This window comes from Streptomyces sp. NPDC000880, from assembly GCF_053599675.1.
On sequence record NZ_JBSFMS010000069.1, the window covers coordinates 13,188 to 36,724 of the forward strand.

At 70.6% G+C, this 23,537-nt stretch carries 24 protein-coding genes, 2 pseudogenes and 1 riboswitch; of the genes and pseudogenes, 5 read left to right on the top strand and 21 right to left on the bottom strand.

Annotated features, from left to right (window positions below; translation table 11 throughout):
* The 10 genes from ACWDO5_RS21920 to ribD form a co-directional block, all read right to left on the bottom strand.
* Complete coding sequence (locus tag ACWDO5_RS21920) at positions 1 to 1,092, bottom strand: hemolysin family protein (protein ID WP_450532016.1); 1,092 nt, start codon at positions 1,090 to 1,092, stop codon at positions 1 to 3.
* On the bottom strand, positions 1,089 to 2,429 hold the full coding sequence (locus tag ACWDO5_RS21925; RefSeq protein ID WP_450532017.1) for a hemolysin family protein: 1,341 nt from the start codon (positions 2,427 to 2,429) through the stop codon (positions 1,089 to 1,091). The genes ACWDO5_RS21920 and ACWDO5_RS21925 overlap by 4 nt, the downstream gene beginning before the upstream one ends.
* Positions 2,430 to 2,662: 233 nt before the next feature.
* Complete coding sequence (locus ACWDO5_RS21930; protein WP_450532018.1) at positions 2,663 to 3,133, bottom strand: PH domain-containing protein; 471 nt, start codon at positions 3,131 to 3,133, stop codon at positions 2,663 to 2,665.
* Positions 3,134 to 3,136: 3 nt separating this feature from the next.
* On the bottom strand, positions 3,137 to 3,985 hold the full coding sequence (gene hisG / locus ACWDO5_RS21935; protein ID WP_450532019.1) for an ATP phosphoribosyltransferase: 849 nt from the start codon (positions 3,983 to 3,985) through the stop codon (positions 3,137 to 3,139).
* Between the two features lie 44 nt (positions 3,986 to 4,029).
* Positions 4,030 to 4,302, bottom strand: coding sequence for a phosphoribosyl-ATP diphosphatase (locus tag ACWDO5_RS21940; RefSeq protein ID WP_450532020.1), 273 nt, complete (start codon positions 4,300 to 4,302; stop codon positions 4,030 to 4,032).
* A gap of 35 nt (positions 4,303 to 4,337) precedes the next feature.
* Positions 4,338 to 4,823: a 6,7-dimethyl-8-ribityllumazine synthase gene (gene ribH, locus ACWDO5_RS21945; RefSeq protein WP_450532021.1), complete on the bottom strand. Its 486-nt coding sequence runs from the start codon at positions 4,821 to 4,823 to the stop codon at positions 4,338 to 4,340.
* 24 nt (positions 4,824 to 4,847) lie between these two features.
* Complete coding sequence (locus ACWDO5_RS21950; protein ID WP_450532022.1) at positions 4,848 to 6,137, bottom strand: bifunctional 3,4-dihydroxy-2-butanone-4-phosphate synthase/GTP cyclohydrolase II; 1,290 nt, start codon at positions 6,135 to 6,137, stop codon at positions 4,848 to 4,850.
* Positions 6,134 to 6,787 (bottom strand): nicotinamide mononucleotide transporter family protein, encoded by a 654-nt coding sequence (locus ACWDO5_RS21955; RefSeq protein WP_450532023.1) that lies wholly within the window; start codon positions 6,785 to 6,787, stop codon positions 6,134 to 6,136. The genes ACWDO5_RS21950 and ACWDO5_RS21955 overlap by 4 nt, the downstream gene beginning before the upstream one ends.
* Positions 6,784 to 7,392, bottom strand: a complete 609-nt coding sequence (locus ACWDO5_RS21960; RefSeq protein ID WP_450532024.1) for a riboflavin synthase — start codon at positions 7,390 to 7,392, stop codon at positions 6,784 to 6,786. The genes ACWDO5_RS21955 and ACWDO5_RS21960 overlap by 4 nt, the downstream gene beginning before the upstream one ends.
* Positions 7,393 to 8,478, bottom strand: coding sequence for a bifunctional diaminohydroxyphosphoribosylaminopyrimidine deaminase/5-amino-6-(5-phosphoribosylamino)uracil reductase RibD (gene ribD, locus ACWDO5_RS21965; RefSeq protein ID WP_450532025.1), 1,086 nt, complete (start codon positions 8,476 to 8,478; stop codon positions 7,393 to 7,395).
* A 153-nt stretch (positions 8,479 to 8,631) separates the two neighbouring features.
* Positions 8,632 to 8,762: riboswitch (FMN riboswitch) on the bottom strand.
* A gap of 244 nt (positions 8,763 to 9,006) precedes the next feature.
* Here ribD and ACWDO5_RS21970 point away from each other — a divergent pair.
* Positions 9,007 to 9,753: an SDR family oxidoreductase gene (locus ACWDO5_RS21970; RefSeq protein WP_450532026.1), complete on the top strand. Its 747-nt coding sequence runs from the start codon at positions 9,007 to 9,009 to the stop codon at positions 9,751 to 9,753.
* A gap of 43 nt (positions 9,754 to 9,796) precedes the next feature.
* Here ACWDO5_RS21970 and ACWDO5_RS21975 read toward each other — a convergent pair whose 3' ends face one another.
* Complete coding sequence (locus ACWDO5_RS21975) at positions 9,797 to 10,960, bottom strand: ROK family transcriptional regulator (protein WP_450532027.1); 1,164 nt, start codon at positions 10,958 to 10,960, stop codon at positions 9,797 to 9,799.
* Positions 10,961 to 11,049: 89 nt separating this feature from the next.
* Here ACWDO5_RS21975 and ACWDO5_RS21980 point away from each other — a divergent pair, with 89 nt between their 5' ends.
* The gene (locus ACWDO5_RS21980) at positions 11,050 to 12,264 is read left to right on the top strand and encodes an MFS transporter (protein ID WP_450532028.1); all 1,215 of its coding nucleotides are present in this window, start codon (positions 11,050 to 11,052) and stop codon (positions 12,262 to 12,264) included.
* 139 nt (positions 12,265 to 12,403) lie between these two features.
* Here ACWDO5_RS21980 and ACWDO5_RS21985 read toward each other — a convergent pair whose 3' ends face one another.
* Positions 12,404 to 13,687 (bottom strand): alginate lyase family protein, encoded by a 1,284-nt coding sequence (locus tag ACWDO5_RS21985; protein WP_450532029.1) that lies wholly within the window; start codon positions 13,685 to 13,687, stop codon positions 12,404 to 12,406.
* Between the two features lie 236 nt (positions 13,688 to 13,923).
* On the opposite strand from ACWDO5_RS21985, the gene ACWDO5_RS21990 reads away from it, so the two are divergent.
* Positions 13,924 to 14,601, top strand: a complete 678-nt coding sequence (locus tag ACWDO5_RS21990; protein ID WP_450532030.1) for a DUF5995 family protein — start codon at positions 13,924 to 13,926, stop codon at positions 14,599 to 14,601.
* A gap of 75 nt (positions 14,602 to 14,676) precedes the next feature.
* On the opposite strand, the gene ACWDO5_RS21995 is transcribed toward ACWDO5_RS21990, so the two are convergent.
* From ACWDO5_RS21995 to ACWDO5_RS22030, 8 genes and pseudogenes are all read right to left on the bottom strand, one after another.
* Positions 14,677 to 16,383: a flavin monoamine oxidase family protein gene (locus tag ACWDO5_RS21995; protein ID WP_450532031.1), complete on the bottom strand. Its 1,707-nt coding sequence runs from the start codon at positions 16,381 to 16,383 to the stop codon at positions 14,677 to 14,679.
* A 50-nt stretch (positions 16,384 to 16,433) separates the two neighbouring features.
* Complete coding sequence (locus tag ACWDO5_RS22000; protein WP_450532032.1) at positions 16,434 to 17,309, bottom strand: carbon-nitrogen hydrolase family protein; 876 nt, start codon at positions 17,307 to 17,309, stop codon at positions 16,434 to 16,436.
* Between the two features lie 486 nt (positions 17,310 to 17,795).
* The gene (locus ACWDO5_RS22005) at positions 17,796 to 18,251 is read right to left on the bottom strand and encodes an Lrp/AsnC family transcriptional regulator (RefSeq protein ID WP_450532033.1); all 456 of its coding nucleotides are present in this window, start codon (positions 18,249 to 18,251) and stop codon (positions 17,796 to 17,798) included.
* 10 nt (positions 18,252 to 18,261) lie between these two features.
* Entirely contained in the window at positions 18,262 to 18,417 is a 156-nt protein-coding gene (locus ACWDO5_RS22010) for an amino acid permease C-terminal domain-containing protein (protein WP_450532034.1), read from the bottom strand.
* A 5-nt stretch (positions 18,418 to 18,422) separates the two neighbouring features.
* Positions 18,423 to 18,632: pseudogene (locus tag ACWDO5_RS22015) on the bottom strand (amino acid permease); the annotation flags it as partial.
* 246 nt (positions 18,633 to 18,878) lie between these two features.
* Positions 18,879 to 19,247, bottom strand: coding sequence for a DUF742 domain-containing protein (locus tag ACWDO5_RS22020; protein ID WP_450532035.1), 369 nt, complete (start codon positions 19,245 to 19,247; stop codon positions 18,879 to 18,881).
* A gap of 3 nt (positions 19,248 to 19,250) precedes the next feature.
* Positions 19,251 to 19,688, bottom strand: a complete 438-nt coding sequence (locus tag ACWDO5_RS22025; RefSeq protein WP_450532036.1) for a roadblock/LC7 domain-containing protein — start codon at positions 19,686 to 19,688, stop codon at positions 19,251 to 19,253.
* On the bottom strand, positions 19,681 to 22,152 hold the full coding sequence (locus tag ACWDO5_RS22030; protein ID WP_450532037.1) for a nitrate- and nitrite sensing domain-containing protein: 2,472 nt from the start codon (positions 22,150 to 22,152) through the stop codon (positions 19,681 to 19,683). The genes ACWDO5_RS22025 and ACWDO5_RS22030 overlap by 8 nt, the downstream gene beginning before the upstream one ends.
* 134 nt (positions 22,153 to 22,286) lie before the next feature.
* Between ACWDO5_RS22030 and ACWDO5_RS22035 the strand changes: the two genes are divergently transcribed.
* Both ACWDO5_RS22035 and ACWDO5_RS22040 read left to right on the top strand, forming a co-directional pair.
* Positions 22,287 to 22,973, top strand: coding sequence for a hypothetical protein (locus ACWDO5_RS22035; protein WP_450532038.1), 687 nt, complete (start codon positions 22,287 to 22,289; stop codon positions 22,971 to 22,973).
* Between the two features lie 33 nt (positions 22,974 to 23,006).
* Complete coding sequence (locus tag ACWDO5_RS22040; protein ID WP_450532039.1) at positions 23,007 to 23,405, top strand: ATP-binding protein; 399 nt, start codon at positions 23,007 to 23,009, stop codon at positions 23,403 to 23,405.
* A gap of 7 nt (positions 23,406 to 23,412) precedes the next feature.
* On the opposite strand, the pseudogene ACWDO5_RS22045 reads toward ACWDO5_RS22040, so the two are convergent.
* A pseudogene (locus ACWDO5_RS22045) lies at positions 23,413 to 23,537 on the bottom strand (alpha/beta fold hydrolase); the annotation flags it as partial.

Consider the following 23,537-nt stretch of genomic DNA (forward strand, 5'->3'; position numbering starts at 1 on the left):
TCAGCCGGCCAGCGCGGTGTCCAGTGCGGGCTGGGCCGCCTGGGGCACCCGGGGCACCGTCACCCGGTGGGACGGGTCACGGACCTCGCCGACCAGCATTTCCAGGACGTCCTCCAGTGCGACCAGTCCCAGCACCCGGCCGGACGCGTCGGCGACCTGGGCGAGGTGGGTGGCCGCGCGGCGCATCACGGCTAGGGCGTCGTCCAGGGGGAGTTCGGCCGCCAGGGTAGCCATGGGGCGCCAGATGTGCTGGGGCACGGCCCGTTCACCGTCTTCCAGATCGAGTACGTCCTTGACGTGGAGGTAGCCCATATAGGGACCCGCGCCCTCCGCGCAGACCGGAAAGCGGGAGTAGCCGGTGCGTACTGTCAGCTCCTCGATCTGGCGCGGGGTGACCGAGGGCGGGACCGTCACCAGTGTGGAGCGGGCGATCAGCACATCGGTCACCGGGCGGCTGCCCAGCTCCAGCGCGTCCTCGAGCCGCTCCTGTTCGGCCGGATCGAGGAGACCCGCCTGGCCCGAGTCCTCGACGAGACGGTTCAGCTGCTCACTTGTGAAGACCGCCTCCACCTCGTCCTTCGGCTCGACGCGGAAGGCCCGCAGCACCCCCCGGGCACAGGCACCGAGTCCGACCGTGACCGGGCGGCACAGCCGGGCGAAGCCCACGAGGCCCGGGCTCAGCCAGAGCGAGGTCTTCTCGGGGGCGGCCATGGCGAGGTTCTTCGGAACCATCTCGCCGATGACCAGGTGCAGGAAGACGACCACGGCCAGGGCGATGAAATAGCCCAGCGGATGGATCAGCCCCTCGGGCACATGGGCCGCGTGGAAGACCGGTTCCAGCAGATGCGCCACGATCGGCTCGGCCACCGCGCCGAGTGTCAGTGAGCAGATGGTGATGCCGAACTGTGCGGCCGCCATCATCTGCGGCAGGTTCTCCAGGCCGTGCAGCACCTGCCGGGCCCGCGAGGAACCTGCCGCAGCAAGCGGTTCGATCTGGCTGCGGCGTACGGAGACGAGGGCGAACTCGGCTCCGACGAAGAAGCCGTTCGCCAGCACCAGCAGCAGCGCGAACAGCAGTTGGAGGACGCTCATCGGACGGCCTCCGTCACGGCCGGCACATCGGCGGTACGCACCAGGCGCACCCGTTCGGCGCGGTAGCGGTCCACCTGGCGCACCGAGAGCCGCCAGCCGGGCAGTTCGGCCCGGTCACCGGGGGCGGGGATACGCCCCAGCAGATCGGCAACGAGGCCGGCCACGGTCTCGTACGGGCCGTCGGGCACATCGAGGCCTATCCGGCGCAGCGTGAGGACCCGGCAGCTGCCATCGGCCTCCCAGGCGGGGTTGCCCTCCTCAGCGGCCACGGGCGCGAGCTCGGGCCGCCCGTCGGCCTCGGCGTCGTGCTCGTCGCGGACCTCGCCGACGAGCTCCTCGATGATGTCCTCCAGGGTGACGACTCCGGCCGTGCCACCGTACTCGTCGACCACCACGGCGATGGGCTGCTCGCTGCGCAGCCGATCCAGGAGCTGCTGCACGGGCAGCGTCTCGGGCACCAGCAGCGGCGGTACGGCGACCCGGTCGACGCGGGTGCGCAGCCGCTCATCGACCGGGACCGCGAGAGCGTCCTTGAGGTGCACCATGCCGACGATTTCGTCGATGCGCACCCGGTAGACGGGGAAGCGCGAAAGGCCGGTGGCGCGAGTGAGGTTGAGGACGTCCGCCGCGGTGGCATCGGACTGGAGGGCGCTCATCTTCACTCGCGGGGTCATCACATGCTGCGCGGTGAGATGCCCGAGCGAGAGGGTCCGTACGAACAGATCCGCGGTGTCCTGCTCCAGCGCGCCGGCCCGTGCCGAGTGGCGGGCCAGCGAGACGAGCTCGCCGGGGGTGCGGGCGGATGCCATCTCCTCGGCCGGTTCGACGCCGAACAGCCGTACGAGACGGTTGGCGACAGCGTTGAGCAGGGTGATGACGGGGCGGAAGACGGTCGAGAAGAGATGCTGCGGTCCGGCGACGAACCGCGCGACCTGCAACGGTCGGGAGACCGCCCAGTTCTTGGGAACGAGCTCGCCGATCACCATCTGGACGGCGGAGGCGAACAGCATCCCGATCGCCACGGCGACCCCGGAGACGGCCCCTTCGGGCAGCCCCGTCGCGGTCAGCGGTCCGTCGAGCAGCTGGGCCAGGGCGGGTTCGGCGAGCATGCCGACAACGAGCGAGGTGATGGTGATGCCGAGCTGGGTGCCGGAGAGCTGGAACGACAGCTCCCGCAGTGCCTTGACGACACGGCGGGCGCGGCGGTCACCCTCGGCGGCGGCGCGCTCGGCATCGGGCCGCTCCACCGTGACGAGGCCGAACTCGGCCGCCACGAAGAAGCCATTGGCGAGGATCAGGAGAAACGCTGCGGCAAGCAGCAACAGGGGGACGATCATGCCGCCGCCTCCTGGGAGGGGGCGGCGCAGGTACTATCGGACGATCCGTCCATTGCTGGAGCGAGTCACTCCTCGGGTCGCAGGTGCCCCGCGGGCCGCTGGCGGCCGTGTGGTGCGGGGAGGGCGAGCTTGTCGCCACCGGCCACCAGAGTAATCGTTTTCAGCCGGGGGGCTCGGGGTTGCCCCCCCCGGAAGGCGCAGCCGGCGAGGTCGGCGCGGCAGGGCGTCGCCGCTCAGCCCTCGTCCGCGCGGGTGCCGCGGCTCTCCGCGAGCGCTCGCAGCGCGCGGGCGTCACTGATGGCCTGTGCCTTGGCGATGCCGGGCTGGATGCCGAGCACCGGCAGGCTGGTGCCGTCACTGAGGTCGAGGAACACCCACGGGTCGCCGGGGCGCAGATTCACCCGCAGGATCTCCGCCCACTCCAGCCGACGGGTACGGGTGAGGTTGACGACAGTGACGCCGTGCTCGTCGGCGACGACCTTGGGCCGGCTCAGCAGGGCCAGTACGCCGAAGAAGACCAGGGCGGTGAAGACGAAGCTGCTCCGCTCCCCCGCGCTCAGCTTCTCCAGCAGCAGGGCGACCCCGGTAATCACGACGAACATCGCCGCACCCACGGTCAGCAGGACGATCCGGGTGCGGGTCGGCCTGAACGTGATGGGAAGAGCGGGGACTTGGGGCGCGGCGGCGGGCATGGTGGCAGCCATCCGTCAGAGCCTGCAGGCGTGGATGGCCGTGGTGAGGATCGCCCGCGCGCCGATGTCGTACAGGTCGTCCATGATCCGCTGCGCCTCCTTGGCGGCGACCATGGAGCGGACGGCGACCCAGCCCTCGTGGTGCAGCGGGGAGATGGTCGGCGACTCGAGGCCCGGGGTGAGGGCGACGGCCTGCTCCAGGTGCTCGACCCGGCAGTCGTAGTCCATCATCACGTAGGTGCGGGCGACCAGGACGCCCTGGAGGCGGCGCAGGAACTGCTGCACCTTCGGGTCGTCGGTGGGCTCGCCGGTGCGCCGGATGACGACCGCCTCGGAGGTGAGGATCGGCTCGCCGATGACTTCCAGACCGGCGTTGCGCAGGCTGGTGCCGGTCTCCACGACGTCGGCGATGACCTCGGCGACACCGAGCTGGATCGCGGTCTCGACCGCGCCGTCGAGGTGCACGACGGAGGCGTCGATGCCGTTCTCGGCGAGGTTCTTGGCGACGATGCCCTCGTAGGAGGTGGCAATTGTCATTCCACCGAAGCCGTCGACGCCCGTGGCCGTGCCGGGCCTGGTGGCGTAGCGGAAGGTGGAGCGGGCGAAGCCGAGCTGGAGGATCTCCTCGGCGTTGGCGCCGGAGTCCAGCAGCAGATCGCGGCCGGTGATGCCGATGTCGAGCCTGCCGGAGCTGACGTAGATCGCGATGTCGCGCGGGCGCAGATAGAAGAACTCGACGTCGTTCTCAGGGTCGACGAGGACGAGCTCCTTGGACTCCTTGCGCTGCTGGTAGCCGGCCTCATGGAGCATCGCCGACGCAGGTCCGGACAGTGAACCCTTGTTGGGGACGGCGATGCGCAGCATGAGAGAGGCTTCCTTTGTTCGTATGGGTGTAGTGGGGGCTGTGCTCAGAGGTGGGCGTAGACATCGTCGAGGGAGATCCCGCGCGCGACCATCATCACCTGGACGTGGTACAGCAGCTGCGAGATCTCCTCGGCGGCGGCTTCCTTGCCCTCGTACTCGGCGGCCATCCAGACCTCGGCGGCCTCCTCGACGACCTTCTTGCCGATAGCATGCACGCCCTTGTCCACCAGCTCGGCGGTGCGGGAGGTGGCAGGGTCGCCGTTCTCCGCCTTGAGCTGCAGCTCGGCGAAGAGCTCTTCGAAGGTTTTGTTCGCCATGATGGTCCCAAGAGTAAGGGGTGCGCCCGCACCGATCAGCGCCAGGGTTCGCTGACGGTGCGCAGCGTGGCGGCGGTGGCGAGTGCGGCGGTGACCGCCTCGTGTCCCTTGTCCTCGTGGGACCCGTCGAGACCGGCCCGATCCAGTGCCTGCTCCTCGGTGTCGCAGGTCAGTACGCCGAAGCCGACCGGGACGCCGGTGTCGATGGAGACCTGGGTCAGGCCCTGGGTGACGCCCTGGCACACGTACTCGAAGTGCGGGGTGCCGCCACGGATGACGACGCCGAGCGCCACGATCGCGTCGTAACCGCGGCCCGCGAGCACTTTGGCGACCACCGGGAGCTCGAAGCTGCCGGGGACACGCAGCAGCGTCGGCTCGTCGATGCCCAGCTCGTGCAGTGCGCGCAGGGCGCCGTCGACGAGGCCGTCCATGATCTTCTCGTGCCACTGGGCCGCGATCACCGCCACCCGCAGGTCGCCGCAGTTGCGTACGGACAGTTCGGGTGCACCCTTGCCACTCATGTTTCTCCCTTGCCGCTTTCTGACTTACTGGTTGCCGCAGGCCGACACACCGGTGGCGTCGAGCCAGGGCAGGTCGTGTCCCATCCGGTCCCGCTTGGTGCGCAGATACCGGAGATTGTGCTCGCCCGCCTGGACAGGCATCGGCTCGCGGCCGTGGACCGTGAGGCCGTGCCGGACGAGCGCGGTGATCTTCTCGGGGTTGTTGGTCATCAGCCGCAGGCTGCGTACGCCGAGGTCCTCGAGGATCTGGGCGCCCGCCGCGTAGTCGCGGGCGTCGGCGGGCAGGCCGAGTTCCAGGTTGGCGTCGAGGGTGTCGTGGCCGCGCTCCTGCAGTTCGTACGCGCGCAGCTTGGACAGCAGGCCGATGCCGCGGCCCTCGTGGCCGCGCAGATAGACCACCACGCCGCGGCCTGCCTCGGTGATGTGCTCCATGGAGGCCTGCAACTGGGGGCCGCAGTCGCAGCGCAGCGAGTGGAAGATGTCGCCGGTCAGGCACTCGGAGTGGACGCGTACGAGGACGTCCTCGCCGTCGCCGATCTCGCCGTGGACGAGCGCGACATGCTCGATGCCGTCGACGGTGGAGCGGTAGCCGTAGGCGGTGAACTGCCCGAAAGAAGTGGGCAGATTGACCTCGGCCTCGCGCTTGACGGTCGGCTCGCTGGAGCGGCGGTAGGCGATCAGGTCCTCGATGGAGATGATCGTCAGGCCGTGCTTTCGGGCGAACGGGATCAGCTCGGGCAGCCGCAGCATCACCCCGTCCTCGCCCGCGATCTCGACGATGACGCCGGCCGGGCGCAGGCCCGCGAGCCGGGCGAGGTCCACGGCGGCCTCGGTGTGGCCGTTGCGCACCAGCACCCCGCCGGCCTTGGCACGGAGCGGGAAGACATGGCCGGGGCGTACGAAGTCGGAGGCCACGGCCTCGCCGCCGGCCAGCAGTTGGAGGGTGGTGGCACGGTCGGCCGCGGAGATGCCGGTGGTGACGCCGAACGCGGGCCCCGCGTCGACGGAGACGGTGAATGCCGTACGCATCGACTCGGTGTTGCGCTCGACCATCTGCGGCAGGTCGAGCCGCTCCAGCTCCTCGCCCTCCATGGGGGCGCAGATCAGGCCGCGGCACTCGCTCATCATGAAGGCGATGATCTCGGGCGTGGCCTTCTCGGCGGCGATGACGAGGTCGCCCTCGTTCTCGCGGTCCTCGTCGTCGACGACCACGACGGGCCGGCCTGCGGCGATGTCACGGATGGCCTGCTCGACCGGGTCGAGGGCCAAGTCCTCGACGTTGTCGGTGGAGTACCAGGTGGGCAGTGCAGTCATGCCGCTGCTCCTTCCAGGGAGGGCTGGGCGCTCGCTCGCGAGCGCAGCCACCAGTCGCGCATGCCCCACAGGACGAGCGCGCCGTAGATGACGTAGACAAAACCGGAGAAGGCGAAGCCGTTGGCGAAGTTGAGCGGCACGCCGACGAGGTCGACGAGCAGCCACGCGAACCAGAACTCGACCATGCCCCGAGCCTGTGCGTACATGGCGACCAGGGTGCCGACGAAGATGTACGCGTCTGGCCACGGGTCCCAGGACAACGACGGGTACAGGGTGAACAGCCCGCCGACGGCCAGGGTGCCGACGGCCGCACCGGCGGCGAGGACACTGCGTTCACGCCAAGTGGCGAAGCGGACGGCGATCGAGCCGTCCTGGGCCTGCTGCCGGCCGCGGGTCCACTGCCACCAGCCCCACGACGCGACGACCATGACCACTACCTGCTTGCCGGCGCTGCCGGTCAGATGCGCGGAGGCGAAGGCGACGAGGAGGATGACACCGGAGGCGAACTGGGCGGGCCAGGTCCATATCGAGCGCCGCCAGCCGAGCCCGAGCGCGATCAGGCCGACGATGTTGCCGATCATGTCGGACCACTTGATGTGCTGGTCGAAGGCCGTGAAGGCCTCACTGCCCAGCCAGTCGACGGCGCTCACTTCGCGCTCTCCTTGGTGTCCGCGCCGAGCAGCCGCTCGACGTACTTGGCGATGACGTCGACCTCGAGGTTGACCGGGTCGCCGGGCTGCTTGATGCCGAGCGTGGTCAGGGCGAGGGTGGTGGGAATGAGGCTGATGGTGAAGTAGTCGGGGCCGGCGTCGACCACGGTGAGGCTGACGCCGTCGACGGTGATCGAGCCCTTCTCGACGACGTAGCGGGTGAGGTCGGCGGGGAGGGAGATCTTCACGATCTCCCAGTTCTCCGACGGCTTGCGCTCAAGGACGGTACCGACGTTGTCGACATGTCCCTGCACGATGTGCCCGCCGAGCCGGTCCCCGACGGCCATCGGCCGCTCCAGGTTGACGCGGGAGCCTTCCTCGAGCGCCCCGAGGCTGGAGCGGTTCAGCGTCTCGGCCATCACGTCGGCGGTGAACTCGCCGTCCCCGAAGTCGACGACGGTGAGGCAGACGCCGTTGACGGCGATGGAGTCGCCGTGTTTCGCGCCTTCGGTGACGAGGGGGCCGCGCAGTCGGAAGCGCGAGGCGTCACCGAGGTTTTCGACGGCGGTGACCTCACCCAGCTCTTCGACGATTCCGGTGAACACTCAGCGCTCCTTCGGGGTTGTGGCGGGGACGGCGGTGATACGCAGATCGGGGCCGATGCGCACGGTCTCGGTCATCTCGAGCCGCAACGCTTCGCTGATCGTGGAGATTCCCGCGTCGGCGAGGGCAGCGGAGCCCGCGCCGAGGAGTACGGGGGCGAGGTAGCCGACGACTTTGTCAACGGCTCCCGCGGCGACGAAGGCTCCGGCGAGAGTCGGGCCGCCTTCGAGGAGTACGGAGCGGATGCCGCGTTGGTGCAGGGCGTCCAGGAGAGCCGGTACGGAGAGGCCGCGGCCGGCCCTCGGCAGCCGTACGACATCGGGCAGTTGGGTCTCGGCGTCATCGGCGACCGCGATGAGAGTGGGCGCGGCGTCATCGAGGACGCGGGCGCCGGGCTGCACGGCGGTGCCTTCGGTGTCTACGACCACCCGCAGCGGCTGTACGGCGTCATCGATGCCGCGGACCGCGAGGTGCGGGTCGTCGGCGCGCATCGTGCCCGAGCCGACGATCACCGCGTCGGCCTCGGCGCGCAACCGGTGGACGTCGGCGCGGGACTCGGGCGAGGTGATCCAGCGGCTGGTGCGGTCCCGCGCCGCGATGCGGCCGTCGAGGGTGGCGGCGTACTTCCACAGGACGTAGGGGCGCCCGAGGCGTACGGAGGTGAGCCAGGCGATGTTGCCCGCCTCGGCCTTGTCGGCGAGTAGGCCCTGCTCGACCTGTACCCCGGCCGCGCGCAAGGTGTCGGCGCCGCCGGTGGCCTGTGGGTTCGGGTCGCCGACCGCGTACACGACCCGGCTGATTCCGGCCTCGATCAGCGCCTGGGCGCAGGGGCCGGTGCGGCCCGTGTGGTTGCAGGGCTCGAGGGTGACGTACGCGGTGCCGCCGCGGGCCAGGTCACCGGCGTCGCGCAGCGCGTTGATCTCGGCGTGCGGACCGCCGGCGCGCTGGTGGTAGCCGGCGCCGGCGGGCTGTCCGGAGGCATCGAGGATGACGCACCCGACGACCGGGTTGGGGCTGGTGGAGCCGAGTCCGCGGGCGGCGAGCCGGATCGCTCGGCGCATGGCGTCTGAGTCGGCTGCGGTGGCCACCGGGTCCTCCTGCCTTTTCGGGCACGGACTCCGGGGCCTGTCGATGACGACAGAGAGCGGGACAACGATCCACGGGGACGCCGGGACCGAGCGCACCGATCACCGACGGACGGCGATCAGCCACTACGGCCGGCGTGCCGGAAGGGCCGCCCGCCGCGCACTGCCTCCCATCCGGACTTTCACCGTCGGTCCAGGAATTTCACCTGGTCAACCGGCCGCTGGATGCGAACGGGTCGCGGACTGTAACCGCCGGTTCGGAATTACACCGACCCCGGAGTGCGCTGCTGCTGATACACGGCAAGTGTGCCACGGCTGTTCGTGGGCCATGCGAGTGAACGGCTGTGGGGTGGCTCACAAGTCCGGCCCCCAAGCGCCTGTGCGGGCTTTCTCGATCAGACCTATTGACGCTTTGGTCTAGTCCTCTTAGTGTCTGCGGCACCTCCGCGGAGTGTGGGGTGTGGACCGCCCGGCGGCGGAGACCGGCCCTTGCCGCCGTCGGGCTTCGCACGGGTCTGGCACGCTGGTGCCATGACCTCGATCCTGGTAACGGGCGGTACGGGAACGCTGGGCAGTCTGGTGAGCGACCGGCTGCGCGAGCGCGGACACGAGGTCCGGGTGCTCAGCCGCCACGCGAAGCCGTACGCCGTCGATCTGCGCAACGGCTCGGGGCTGGACGCGGCGGTCGAGGGCGTGGATGCGATCGTCCACTGTGCGTCCACGCCGCGCGGCGGTGACGACCGGGCGGCCGCACATCTGCTCGCGGCCGCGCGCAGGGCCTCGGTGCCCCATCTGGTGTACATCTCGATCGTCGGCGTGGACCGGCTGCCACTCAGCTACTACGGCATCAAGCACAAGGTCGAGCGCATGATCGAGGAGGCCGGGGGTTCGGGTCCGGGCTGGACTGTGCTGCGGACGACCCAGTTCCACGATCTGCTGCTGCGCCTGCTGGCGGGCGCGGCACGGATGCCGGTGCTGCCGCTGCCCTCGGGGGTGAGCGTGCAGCCGATCGACACGGGTGAAGTCGCCGACCGACTGGCCGAGCTGGCCGTCGGCGCGCCGGCGGGACGGGTGGACGACATGGGCGGCCCTGAGATCCGCCCGCTGGCGGATCTGGCGCGCGCTTACCTGCACGCCACCGGGCAGCGTCGCCCGATCGCGCCGGTGCGGCTGGCCGGGAAGGCGTACGCGGGCTACCGCAGCGGTGCGCAGCTGACGCCCGAACGGGCCGTCGGGAAGGTCACCTTTGAGGAGTTTCTGGCGAAGCGGCTGGGCTGACCGGGGAGGCGTTCGGCCTTCCGGGTTGAGCATTAGGCGTCCTTCAGCGGGCGAAGAGTTCGTCCTGCGCCGCCTCACGCGCGGTGATCAGGGCGCCGCTCAGGACCGCGGCGCCGCCCAGCTTTCCGGCGCGTACCTCCGTACGCAGCGGGGACAGCGCGGCCAGCCGGGACTCGACCCTGGCGGCCAACTGTGCGCCGCCCGCGTGGCCGACCTCGCCGCCGAGGACCACACAGCCCGGGTCGAGTACGGCGGCGACCGCGGCCACGCCGACGGAGAGCCGGTGGGCGAGGGCGTCGAGGAAGCCGTCGTGCCCGGATGCCACGGCCTCGCGTACGAGCGCCGCGGCAGCGGGCTCCTGGGGCCGGTCCGCCTCGATGCCGTACCGGGCGGCGAGCGCGCAGATCGCGGCGGACCCGGCCAGCGAGTGGAAGCCACCCTCGCAGTCGACCGCGGACGGTGTGCCGTTCGTGCCGGGCACCGGCAGGAATCCGATTTCTCCCGCGCCGCCCGAGGCGCCCCGGCGGAGCCTGCCGTCCAGGAAGAGGGCGGCACCCACGCCGTGGCCGAGCCACAGGAAGACGAACGTGTCGCGGTCGGCGGCCGCGCCGAGGCGCTTCTCCGCGACGGCCGCCAGATTGGTCTCGTTCTCGACGATGACCCGGGCCGGCAGCCGTTCCTGGAGCGCGGCGACGAGGCTGCGGTGCCAGGCCGGCAGGCCGGTGGTGTCGCGCAGTTCGCCGCTGACCGGGTCGATCAGGCCGGGCGCGCCGATGCCGACGCTGTGCAGCCGGGCCTCACCTGCCTCCAGGGCCGTGCGCTCCAGCAGAGCGGCCGCCTGCTCGACAGCGGGTTCGGTGCCGGTGTCGCCGTCGATGGGAAGCGAGGCCTCGGCGAGGGTGACGCCGAGCAGATCGGCGACGACGACGGTGACGCTCTGGGTACGGACGTCGAGTGCGGCGAGGTGCGCGCGGTCGGCGACGATCCCGTACACCCGGGCATTGGGGCCGCGGCGCTGCGCGCCGGCCTCGCCGACTACCTGGATCAGGCCGGATCCCTGCAGCCGCTCCACCAGGTCGGCGACGGTGGGACGGGAGAGTCCGGTCATGGTCTTCAGCTGCCCTGCCGTCAACGGGCCTTCCTGCTGCAGCAGTTGAAGCGCGAGCCGGTCGTTGATGGCCCGGGCGGTGCTCGGAGATGCAGGCATGCCGGAATCCTTCCAGATCGCTTCCGTCGCTATTTATCAGGCAGGGTTCCTGATAGTTTACGCACGACGTCGACGGGAGGGGCATCGGCATGGTGAACGAAGTGGTCCTCGGGCAAGGGCAGTTGAAGCGGGCGCGGTACGCCGTCGCCGCGGTCTTCTGTGTGCACGGCGCGGTCACCGGCAGCTTCGCCACCCGTATCCCCTGGATTCAGGACCATGCGGCCGTCAGCGCCGGCCAGCTCGGTCTGGCGCTCGCCTTCCCCGCGCTCGGCGCGTCCGTGGCGATGCCGCTGGCCGGGGCGGTCAGCCACCGCTTCGGCGCACGCAACGCCCTGCGCGGGCTGATCGCGCTGTGGACCCTCTCGCTGATCCTGCCGTCCTTCGCCCCCAATCTCCTCACGTTGTGCGCGGCGCTCTTCGTGTTCGGGGCCTCGGCTGGGATGTCGGACGTGGCGATGAACGCCCTGGGCGTCGAGATCGAGAACCGCATGGACCGCTCGATCATGTCCGGGCTGCACGGCATGTGGAGCGCCGGCGCGTTGATCGGCTCCGCGGGCGGCACGCTCGCCGCGCATCTTGGCAGCGACGCGAGGCTGCACCACGCACTCGCGGCCACGACGCTGACCGCGCTCGGGCTGATCGCGTGTCAGGGCGTACTGGATCTGCGCAGCGAGCCCGGCGAGGAGCCGCCGCCGAGATTCGCGCTGCCGCCCAGGTCGGCCCTGGTCATCGGGGCGATCGGGTTCTGCGCGGTGTTCGCGGAGGGCGCGAGTCTGGACTGGTCGGCGGTGTATCTGCGGGACGTGATGGACACATCGGCCGGTCTCGCGGCGGCGTCGACCACGGCTTTCGCGCTGACGATGGCGGTGGCGCGGTTCGCGGGCGACCGGATCGTGGACCGCTTCGGGGCGGTGCGGACGGTACGGGTGGGCGGTGTGCTGGCGACCGCGGGCGGGCTGCTGGTCGTCGTGGCGCCGCATCCGGCCACGGCAATGGCCGGCTTCGCGTTCATCGGGCTCGGTGTCGCCGTCGTCGTACCGCTGGCCTTCGCGGCGGCGGGGCGCAGCGGCCCCAACCCCAGCCAGGCGATCGCGGGCGTCGCAACCATCACGTACACCTCGGGACTGATCGCCCCGTCGGCGATCGGCGCGGTCGCCGACGCGACGAGCCTGGTGGTGTCGTTCGGCCTGGTGACGGCGCTCGCGTTCGGCCTGGTTCTGGGGGCGGGGGTGCTGCGGTCGGGGGGACGGGAGAGGGCGAAGTCCGGTACGCCGAGCTCGGCCGTGCCGGAGCCGCGGGCCTGAGGTCCCCTACCCGCCCCCTTCCCGTAACTGAGGCTCCGCCCCAGACCCCGCGCCTCAAACGCCGGCGAGGCTGATTTTCGGGGCTCCGCCCCGGAGCCCGTGGTTTCGGGAAGGGGTGGGGTGGGGGACAAGCCCCGGATCAGCCCGCGATCGAGTCGAGCTGTTCCGCCGCGGGCCGCAACGCCCACAGGTCCCCGCCCGGCGGCGTCTCCAGCCGCGGCACCGCCGCCTTGGCCTTGCGGTCGCCGGCGTCCGCGGCCGCGTGCACGACATCGCTCGCCGCGAAGCGGTAGAACTCCAGCTCCGGATGCGGCCACGCGGCCGCCCCCGTCGCCGCGGGCAGGAGATAGTCGACCGCTTTGAACAGGCTCTGACCCTGCAGACCCCGGTAGGCCCACAGGTCCACGCCGACGTGCTCGCCGATGGCCGCCAGCCGGGTGTACGCGACCAGGTCGAAGGTCGAGTAGTGCCAGCTGCGGGTCCGGGCGAGCTCCTGGGGCTGGCTGCCGTCGGCCGCTATCTGCGGGTCGATCCGCAGCCCGCCGACGTCGCGGACGACCTTGCGCGCGAGGTCCTTGTCGCCGGTGGCAAGCGCGAGCGCGGCGACCTGCATGTCGTGGAAGGTGCCGTGGTTGTTCTCGGCTGCCGCCTCCTGCTTGCCGAAGGGGGAATTCACCAGCCAGTCCAAGAAGGACACGTTCCAGGCCCGCATACCGGCCCGGTCGCTCCCGGACCAGCCGGGCGCTCCCGTGTCGAGGATCGCGATGGCGTCCAGGACGCTGGTGTACTGCTGCGAGAAGTCGATGATGCCGATCGCCCTGCCGTCGTACTTGCAGGGGATGAACTGCCCATGGTTCAGATGGGGGTTCATCCGGGTCGCCGGGTCCACGAACCAGGTGCGCAGGACCTTCGAGGCGTGCTCGGCGTACTGCTTCTTGCCCGTGTAGTACCAGGCCAGGCTCAGCGTGGTGACCGAGCCCACGACCTTGCCGATGTCGGGCCGGTCCGTGCCGGTGTCGACCTCGGGATTGCGCTCGCCGTCACGCTGGACGTACGGGCAACCCCAGGGATTCTCGGGCGTCTTGGGCTGCGAGGGCCACCAGTAGGGCGCCTGACTCAGATAGTCGTGGGGGTCGCCGCTCGGCGCCGGCTTGGGCTTGTCCACGACCGTCCAGGGCCCCTGCCCCAGCCAGTCGTCCGCGCGGGCGACCAGGTCCTTGGCCGCCCTGCGCAGCGCCGGATCGCCGTGGCCGAGCCGCGCCTTGGCCTGCAGGAGCCGCTTTCCGTCCATTACCACGGTCTTGGGCGCCCGAGACGAGCCGGACGCCGCGGCCTGGGACGACGCGATCGGTACGAGGACGGTGACACAGGCGGCGACGGCGGCGAGCACAACTCCAAGGCGCCGTCGGGGACTTCCGGTCATCAAGCACTCCCATCAGATACGTGAACATGATTCACGAACGAGACCGTGCGAGCGTAGGGCTACCAGGTACGGCTGACAATGCCGCGCGCATGATTCACGGATGGGACTGCGTGTCAGCAGAGCTCGGGCACCTCGATGCATGACGCCGAGACCGACACCCGTTCGCGGGTCCCCCGTTCTGGGGAAGCCCCGGCCCGGCACCATGCCGCCGAGCCCATGGCTGGGACGCTGCCTCCATGGCGCACACGGAGCAAGTCCCGGTCGACACCGTGGTGGAGCGGATGCACTCCTTCCGCTCCCACTGGCCGGCCACGGACGGGGTGGCCGTCTTCAACCGCGTCTATCTGGCCGTGACGGAGGAGATCGACCGGCGCATCGACGGCGGCGAGTTCCCCGACCGGCGCGCCGCCGTCACCCTGGACGTCCTTTTCGCCCGGCGCTATCTGACGGCCGTGGACGCTGCGACCGCGGGCCACCGCCCGCCGGCCTGCTGGCGGCCGCTGTTCCAGTACCGGCGCCATCCCGGCGTACGACCGCTGCAGTTCGCCCTCGCCGGCATCAATGCGCACATCGGGCACGATCTGGCGCTCGCGGTGTTGGACACCTGTCATGCGCTTGGCTGCGAACCGTCCGATCTGGAGGGCGAGTTCGACCGCGTGGGCGACATCCTCACCCTGCTGGAGGAGCGTATCCGCGAGGATCTGATGCCTGGCCCCGATCTGCTCGAGGTTGCCGATCCGCTCACGCATCTGCTCGGCTCCTGGAGCCTGGACCGGGCCCGCGACGGCGCCTGGTCTGCGGCGCGGCTGCTGTGGGGCGTACGGGAACTCCCGGGCCTGGCCGAGGAGTTCACCGAGCGACTGGACACCGGAGTCGGACTCGTCGGGCGCTGTTTGCTCACTCCCTGGCCCTGAGGCGCCTGATCGTTTGATGACCGTCAGGGGCCGGCCGGATCGCGGCCGGCCCCGGACGGAAGCTCAGTCCCGGGCTCAGTCCTCCGGCAGCTCGACCGGAGCGATCTCGTCATAGAGGTCGCCCGGGCCCGGGTTGCTCGGGTCGGTCGTACCACCGAAGTGGTTCATCACGCCCCACACCGCGTTCAGCGCGGTCTGCACGGCGCCCTCGGCCCAGCCCGCCGTCCAGGAGATGTCGTCGCCCGCCAGGAACATGCCGCGCTTGTCCTCGGGCAGCCGGTCCTGCATGAAGTGGGTGAACAGCCGCCGCTGGTAGCGGTAGTGGCCGGGCAGGTTCGCCTTGAACGCGCCCATGAAGTACGGCTCGTTCTCCCAGGACACGGTCACCGGGTTGCCGATGACGTGGCTGCGGATGTCGACCTTGGGGTAGATCTCGCCGAGTGACTTGAACATGACCTCCATCCGCTCGTTCGCTGACAGCGGCAGCCACTTGAGGCTGTCGTCGCACCAGGTGTACGAGAGGCAGATGACGGCGGGCTTGTCAGGGCCGTTGTCCAGCAGATACGTACCGCGGGTCATCCGGTCGGTGAGCGTCATCGACATGACGTCGCGGCCGGTCGGATTCCCCCTGTCGTCGACGGCCTTGTCCAGCCAGAAGGGCCGGTCGACCGGAACGAAGAGCTTGGACGACTCCATGTAGTGGGTCCGCTCCATCGCCGTCCAGTGGTCGATGGGGAAGAGCGAGTCGTCGCAGGCGATCTTGGACAGCAGCATCCAGGACTGCGCGGTGAAGATGGCGGCCTGGTACGTACGGATGTCGCCGGAGGCGTCGGTCACAGTGATCCGGTTGCCCGCGGTGCGGTGCAGCCGGGTGACGGCCGGGCGCGGGTCGCCGTCGTGGAGGGACTTCAGGGACGTGCCCTGTGCCCAGTGCACGATCTTCTCGGGCTCGCGCTCCCAGAGCCGCAGCGGCAGCTGCTGGCTGCCTTCGACGATGCCGCGGTGGTGGTCGTCGGCCTCGGAGTAGACGACGCGCAGGATCTCCAGGATGGAGTTGGGGAAGTCGGTGTCCCAGCCGCCCGTGCCGAAGCCGACCTGGCCGAAGATCTCGCGGTGCCGGAAGGACTTGAAGGCCTCGGACTCGCAGAGGAAACCGTAGAAGGTCTGGTTGTCGAGCTTCTCCACCAGCTTCGCCCAGATCTCGCGTATGCGCGGCACATCGCGCTCGCGCATGGCGCGGTTCATGTCGGAGAAGTCGGCGCCCTCCTCCAGACAGGCGTTCCAGGCGTCCATCACATCGCGGTATACCTGCGGCAGATCGTCGATGGTCTCGGCGTAGTGCGACTCGCCCTTGAGGTCGACGACGGTCGACGGGGTGCCGGGGGCGAGGGGGTTGGGGAAGGGCTGCGTGGTCAGGCCAACCAGGTCGATGTAGTGCTGCAGCGCGGTGGAGGAGGGCGGGAAGCGCATCGCGCCCATCTCGGCGGTCAGCTCGGGATCGCAGCCCTCGAAGCCGGCGGTGCGCAGCCGGCCACCGATCCGGTCCGCCTCGTAGACGACCGGCTTGAGGCCCATCTTCATCAGCTCGTACGCGGCGACCAGGCCGGACAGCCCGCCGCCGATCACCGCGACCTCGGTGCCGTGCTCGGTCGCCGGTATCTGGCCGAGGCCGGCCGGGTGGGCGAGGAAGTCGTCGTACGCGTACGGAAAGTCCGGACCGAACATGGTGATCGGCGGCTGCGCGTCGGTGTGCTGGACAGCGGTGGGCACCGTGGACGTCATGGGGTGCGGACTCCTTGCACGGAAAAGGTGAGCGTTGAGCGGGAGGGGGGTCAGCCGAGCGAGGCGTACAGGCCGGGCCGGCGGTCGCGCAGGTACGGATTGGCCTCGCGCGAGGCGCTCAGGAAGGCCGGGTCCACCTCGCCGACGACCAGTTCCTCGCCGCGTCCGGCGCGGGCGCGGGGTGCGCCGTCGGGGCCCGCGAGGCAGCTGAGTCCGACGAACTCGAACTCGCCCTCCGGTCCCGTCCTGTTCACGTACGCGATGTACATCTGGCTCTCGAAGGCCCGCACCGGGACGAGGGACTCGGGGACGAACTGGAAAGGGTGCATCTGGGCGGTGGGAACCACCACCAGATCGGTGCCGGCGAGCGCGTGCGCCCGGACGTTCTCCGGGAACTCGACGTCGTAGCAGATCAGCATGCCGATCCGGATCCCGCCGAGCTCCGCCTGGACGACGGGTTCGCCACCCGGGGTGAACCACTGCTGCTCGTAGCAGCCGAAGAGATGGGTCTTGCGGTAGTTCGCCAGGCGCTCGCCGTCAGGTCCGATCAGCTGCGCGGAGTTGAAGATCCTCCCCCTGCCTACGGCCGGGGGGACCCCCATCTCGCTTCTCCCCCAGCCTACGGCCGGGGGGACCCCCATCTCGCTTCGCTCGCCCTCGCGCTCCGGGTATCCGTAGACGACGGCGATGCCGTGCCGTTTGGCGATCTGAGCGACGGACCGCGCGCCGGCGCCGTCGGCGGGCTCGGCCAGCAGCGGCACGTCGTCGCCGATCGCGTACCCGGTCAGGAACATCTCGGGGCAGACCAGCAGCCCGGCGCCGGCGGCAGCGGCGCGGCCCGCGGCCTCGTCCAGCACCTTGAGATTCTCGGCGACCGAGCCCGGTCGGCCGGAACTCTGGAGCAGGGCAGTGCGCAGCGGCGGCATGGCTGACCTCGGGCGGTGTGCAGGGGTGAGGAAGACGATTAAAGACGGTACGGCCCGGCCATCCACCCGGACAAGGCGGGAACGTTGCGCGTCAATGCTCGATCCATTGCGCAATCGGCGGCCGCGGCGGTGATTCATTGCGCGGGCCGGAATCCGTCCGCCGTCGTACACATCTGAACGGCGGGGGCGCCTGGGCGAAGGCCAGCACCGACTGCCTGCTGACCGGCGGCAAGGTGGCCCTGGTGAGCGGTGGCATCACCGACTCGGACCTGACGGGCGCGAAGGGCAAGCGGGTCGGCATCACCGTCCACGACCTGGGCGGGAAGGACCGGCTCGGTTACGGCGGGGCCACCACGGGCAGCCCCGTTGAGGCCCAGGAGCTGCCGAAGTGCGTGGGCCCGGCGCCGTTCGAGGAGGTCGCGGGGACGGGCGACTTCAGGGTGCTGCGCTGGAACCCGAAGCTCTGCCCATCCCGGTTTCTGCGGCTCAGGCGGGCACGCCCGAAGAGAAGCGCCGCAGCAGCGGGGAGAGCACCAGCACCGACTTGGTGCGCTCCACGAACGGCTCGCCCGCGATCCGCTCCAGCACACGCTCGAAGTGGCGCATGTCGGAGGCGAAGACCTGGACGATCGCGTCCGCCTCACCGGTGACGGTTGAGGCGGACACGACCTCCGGGTAGCGCTCCAGGCCGCGGCGGATGTCGTTGGGCGAGGTGTTCTGGCGACAGTAGATCTCTACGAAACCCTCGGTCTCCCAGCCGAGCGCCGCCGGGTCCACCCGTACGGTGAAGCCGGTGATGGCGCCTTCGGCGCGCAGCCGGTCGACCCGCCGCTTGACGGCGGGGGCGGAGAGGCCCACCTCGGAGCCGATGTCCGCGTAGGAGCGGCGGGCATCCTCGGCGAGGGCGTGGACGATGCGTTCGTCGAGATCGTTCAGTCGCACTGCGGGTGGATCACTTCTCTGCCGTGGCCAGTCGGGAGCGGCGCATGCCGTAACCGAAGTAGAACATGATGCCCGCGATCATCCAGCCTCCGAACACCGCCCAGGTGGCGCCGGGAAGGCTGAACATCATGCAGAGGCAGAACAGGAGGCCCAGGATCGGGGTCACCGGGACACGAAGATGCCGGTGCCGAGCGTGGCACCGATGCTGATCATGGTCAGCTGCCACAGGGAGAGCGAGCGGCGGAGCGTGCCGCCCTCGCCCTGACCGCCCTCGGCAACCAAGCGCTCGACGGGCTTGCGCCGCATCAGCGCGGTGCCGAGACCGCGGGTCTCGGCACGCGAAGGATCGGTCGTGGGTGGGGCTTCGCCGTGGTCCAGCACTGCGGGGGCTCCTTCATGGCTGCGGGTCGGCGACGGGTGATCGGCGGCGGCCCGCGGGCATGACGGATGAGCCCGCGCATGAGGTGAGGGACCGCCGAGGAGGCGATCACCGCCACTCCTGGTACGGGGCCCGAGCCTACGAGGCCGCAGCTCACGCCCGTAATGCAGCGTTGTTGCGCATCGGCGGCGTCTATTGCGCGATGACGGGCATCACGGGGAAACATTGCGCCGAAGTGAATGACAACGTCACAGCTCCCGCAGGCGCTCCACGATTTCGCGCAGCAGCTCGGGGTCGTTCATGACCTCGCGGGTGACCGGTTCACAGACGCGGACGAGTCCGGCTTCGACCAGATCGACGAGCAGGACACGTACGACGGTCAGCGGCAGGTCCGCGTCGGCGGCGATCTCCGCGACCGGGCGCGGCTCGCGGCGTACCAGGTCGAGCAGCGAGCTGCGGGCATGGTCGAGCCGCGGCTCGGGACCCACCGGGTCGATGGCCGTGACCTGCGACATCAGGTCGAGGGTGTGCTCGGAGGCGGGACGGGTCCGGCCCTGTGTGACGGTGTAGGGCCGTACCAGGGGACCGGTCTCGTCCTCGTACCAGTGGTCGCTCACGGGTTAGGCGTCGGTGGCCTCGGCGGCCGAGCGGGTGGGGACGGCCATGTGCCGGCCCACTCGCCTGACCAGCAGCGTCATTTCATGGGCCAGCTGTCCGACGTCGGTCTCGATGTCGGACAGCACCGCGAGCCTGCTGCCGTGGCCGGCCGGGGTGATGAAGAGAAACGCGTTGTCGAGCATGACCATGGTCTGCCGTACCTTCCCGGCCTCGAAGCGGAGGCCCGCTTCCTTGGCGAGGCTGTGGAAGCCTGCGCAGACCGCGGAGAGATGCTCGATGTCCCTCCTGACCATGCCGCGGGACGCACTGCTGACCAGGCCGTCGGCCGTCAACAGCACCGCCTGGCGGACGTGGTCGGTCCTGGCCAGCAGATCGTCCAGCAGCCAGCCGAGGCCCGACTGATCGCCGGCGCTCTGGTCGCCGGTGCTTTCGTCAGCCATCGTCGTCCGTCCCTTCATCTGCCGTGCGGGGGTGCGGCACGGCTCTCGGCGACGCAGGGCCGACCGGATCGCCCTTGCGGCCGCGGTCGAGGCCGAGATGGAAGGCTCCGAAGATCGAGCGCATTTCTTCCGGGGAAACGTCGCGCTCGGGGCCCTCGGCCGCGGTGGGGTGCGCCTCGCGGAGGGGTGCGGCGAGTGAGGCCTGGCGTACGCGTGTGGGCAGCTGGAGCGGAGGCGCGTCCTCTGCGGGAGGCTCGGCCCGGGTGGGAGGCTCAGCCCGGGTGGGCGGTTCCGCTCCGGCGGACGGCGGGCCTGCCTCGGCCGGAGGTGCGCCGGCGCCCGGGCGTGCGGGTGCGCCCGGGCCTGGGGGCGGTTCCGCTCCGGCGGACGGCCGCCCTGACTCGGCGGGCGCCGTGGCGGCGGGGTCCTCCGGGGCGCGGTCGTGCACCGGAGGGACGGACTCCAGCGCCCGGCGCGCGGGCAGCGTACGCACCGGCGCGGGCTTCTCCTCCGCTTCCGCACCGCTCGGCCGGTCGGCCGGCTCGACGGGGGCGAGGATCGTGTTCGGCAGGAGCACCACAGCCGTGGTGCCGCCGTACGGCGACCTGGTGAGGGTCACCCCGATGCCGTGCCGCTCGGCAAGTCGGCCGACGACGTACAGGCCGAGGCGCTCGTCCTGCGCCGGGTCGAAGTCCCGCGGGTGCGCCAGCGTCCGGTGCGCCAGCGCCAGTTCGTCCGCGTCCATGCCGAGCCCGCGATCGTCGATCTCCAGCACAAAACCGTTGCGGGCATGCCCGGTCCGCATCGTGACCTGGGTGTGCGGCGGGGAGAACACGGCCGCGTTCTCGACCAGTTCGGCGACCAGGTGCACCACGTCGGCCACCGCCTCGGCGCTGATGCCCACCGCGGGCATGGGCGGCACCACGGCCCGGGTGTAGTCCTCGATCTCGCCGACCGCCGCGGACACGATGTCGGCCACGGGCACCGGCTTGCGCCAACGGCGGCCGGGCGTGGCACCGGAGAGGATGATGAGCCCTTCGGCGTGCCGGCGCATCCGGGTCGTCAGATGGTCGATCCGGAACAGGTCCTCCAGCGTGTCCGGATCGCTCGTACGCCGTTCCAGGGTGTCGACCAGCTTGGACTGACGGTGGACCAGCGACTGGTTGCGCCGGGCGATGTTGAGCAGGACGACGAAGACGCCACGGCGCAGGGTCGCCTGTTTGACGGCGGCCTCGACGGCCGCCAGGCGGGCGGTGTTGAGCGCTCGGCCGACCTGGCCGATCTCGTCGAGCCCTCTGGCTTCGTCGCCGAAGTCGAGCGGCGGGGCGGTCGCGGCCGCGTCGACCTCTTCGCCCGCGCCGAGCCGTTCCATCACCTCGGGCAGCTGGCGGGTGGCCAGCTCATCGGCGGCGTCGCGCAGTTCCTCCAGCCGGCGCGAGATGCGCCGGCCACTGGCCACCGAGAACCAGATCGACAGGCCGACCGCGATCAGCCCGAGCACGCCGACGACAGCGGCCTTGATCATCTCTCGGTAGGCGAAGGCCCGGCCGCGATCGGCCGTGTTGAGCGCCGCATCGGTGCACAGCAGCATGTACCGCTTGACCGCGCGGTCCGTCGTGGTCCGCCAGGAGTCCGCCGCCATGGCCTCGCCCGCGTCCGCCGCGCCCACCCGCAGCAGTGCGTTCTCTCCTGCGGTCAGCGCCCGGTACTCATCGCTCTGCTCGAAGGCGGCGAACAGCCGCCGGGAGTCGTCCGGGAGGTCGGGGACATACGTACGCTGGAAGACCCGCCGGTCCTCGATGGTGGCGGTCAGCGCGTCGTACTGGCTGTCGGTGAGGTACCCCGCGGCGCGCGCACCGGCGACCAGCGCGTCCTCCCGTGAGACGAACTCCCGTACGCGCACCAGCTCGACGACGACCTGCGCCTCGCGGGCCATCTGACCGGCCTGCAGTGCGGTGAGCGTGGACTGTACGTCGAAGGTCGGCTCGACCATCGCGGTGTACGCGTCGACCGCGCCGTCCCAGGAGATCGTCCGGGCCATTACCCTCTCGCGCAGGGGCTCGAGCCCGTCGACTGCGCTGTCCATCGCGTCGAGGGACTGCCGCTGCCGGGCGGAGAGATCCTCGCGCCGCTCCTGGTTCGCGATCGCGTCCCGCATGGCCCGCACGGCCCGGTCGGTCGAACGCTGCTGCTGGGTGAGCGCGGCGACGGCGGCCGGGCTGTCCTGCCGTCCCGCTCCCAGATACTCGGCGGAGATCCGGCGTTCGATCTGGATCTGGCCGACAGCGGTGTCGACCGGCGTGCCGAAGCTCTCGTACACACCCTGTACGCGGATCAGAGCCCGCAGGTCTCCGGTCACCGACACCATGGCGAAGGTCCACAGCGCCATCAGAGCGATGACGGGTATGACCGTCAGAGTCACGATCCGGCCACGGATCGTGGGGCGGCGCAGTCGCCGACGCATGGTCTCCCCAGAACGATAGGACAACTCAGCGGTGGTTACCCACCGGTAGGGGCAGTCAAGCTACGCGACGTGGCATGGACAACGCAATGTTTCCAGCAGGTAAATGAACATCACCCCGACGCGTGGAGGTTCGCGTGACGAGGCTCGACCCCAGCCCCTTTCTGCGCGGGGTGGCCTGGCTGGACGACGGGCGGGCGGTACGCGCCGATCCGGCGGATCTGGCCAGGCTGCCGTGGGACACCGCCGAGCACGCGGCGCTGCCCATCGGTGTACGGCTGGAGTTCACGGCTGAGGGCGCGGAGGCGGTCGAGATCCGTTACCGCGCCTCTGTGCCGGGTCCGACCGACGGGCTGCGGGAGATCGCCCACTGCTTCGCCCTGTGGCACGGCGGCAACTGTGTTGCTACGCCGGAGCCGGCCCGCGGCGAGCTGTCCACCGCTCAGCAGCTCGCGGCACTTCCGGCCGACGCGATCACGCTCGTCTTCGGCACCAACTGCAGGGCCGGGATCCCCTGTTCCGCCCCACTGCTGTACGAGACGACGCGCGCGTTCATCGCGCTCGTGCGCCAGGGGCACCCGCACACCCGCTGCTGCTGGTCTCCCCCGTGCTGCGCCCCGACGCCGAGCAGACCCCCAACCGCCTCGGCGTCACGCTCGCCGAGCTGCGTACGTCGATGGAGGAGGCCGTCGTCGACCTCATGCGCGCACGCTCAGACACCCCGACGACAAGGGCCATGCGGCACTGGCGGCCGCGGTCGCCGAGGCGCTGCGTACGACACTCTCGTCATCCCGGTCGGGCGACACGTAAAGTGCACGGGCTGATAGAAGGGCGACAAGTGGGGTATGCGAGCTGTGATGAACGCAGAGCCGCACGTGGTGATTGATCAGTCGCCACACAGAGACAGCGCGGGTGCCCGCCGGGCCACCGCGGAATTCCTGCTGCAGCACTGCCCCTGGGCCGACCTCGACGCGGTACTGCTGGTCGTCTCCGAGCTGGCCGCCAACGCGGCCCGGCACACCGCGGGCTGGTGGCAGCTGCATCTGACGGCAGGGCAGGACACGCTGGTGGTGGAGATGGACGACTCCAGCCCGCTGCCTCCCGTGCCGCGCGAGCCCGACTTCACCGGCGGCGGCGGATTCGGCTGGCACATGGTGCTGAAGCTCGCGGGACGGGTGGAGGTCTGCCCGCTGCCGCACGGCAAGCGGGTCCAGGCGACCTGGATGCGGCCGGTGGTAGCGCCGTTCCCCTGCTGACCCCGGACCCCTCGGCCGGCTTGTCGCTGCGGCCGTGACCGCGCTGGTCAAGGGCGACCGCGCGGTGACGCTCCGCTCACCCAGCGGGCCGTGGACGCCCAGTGGGAGGCACGGCCCATCAGTCCGTGGAGC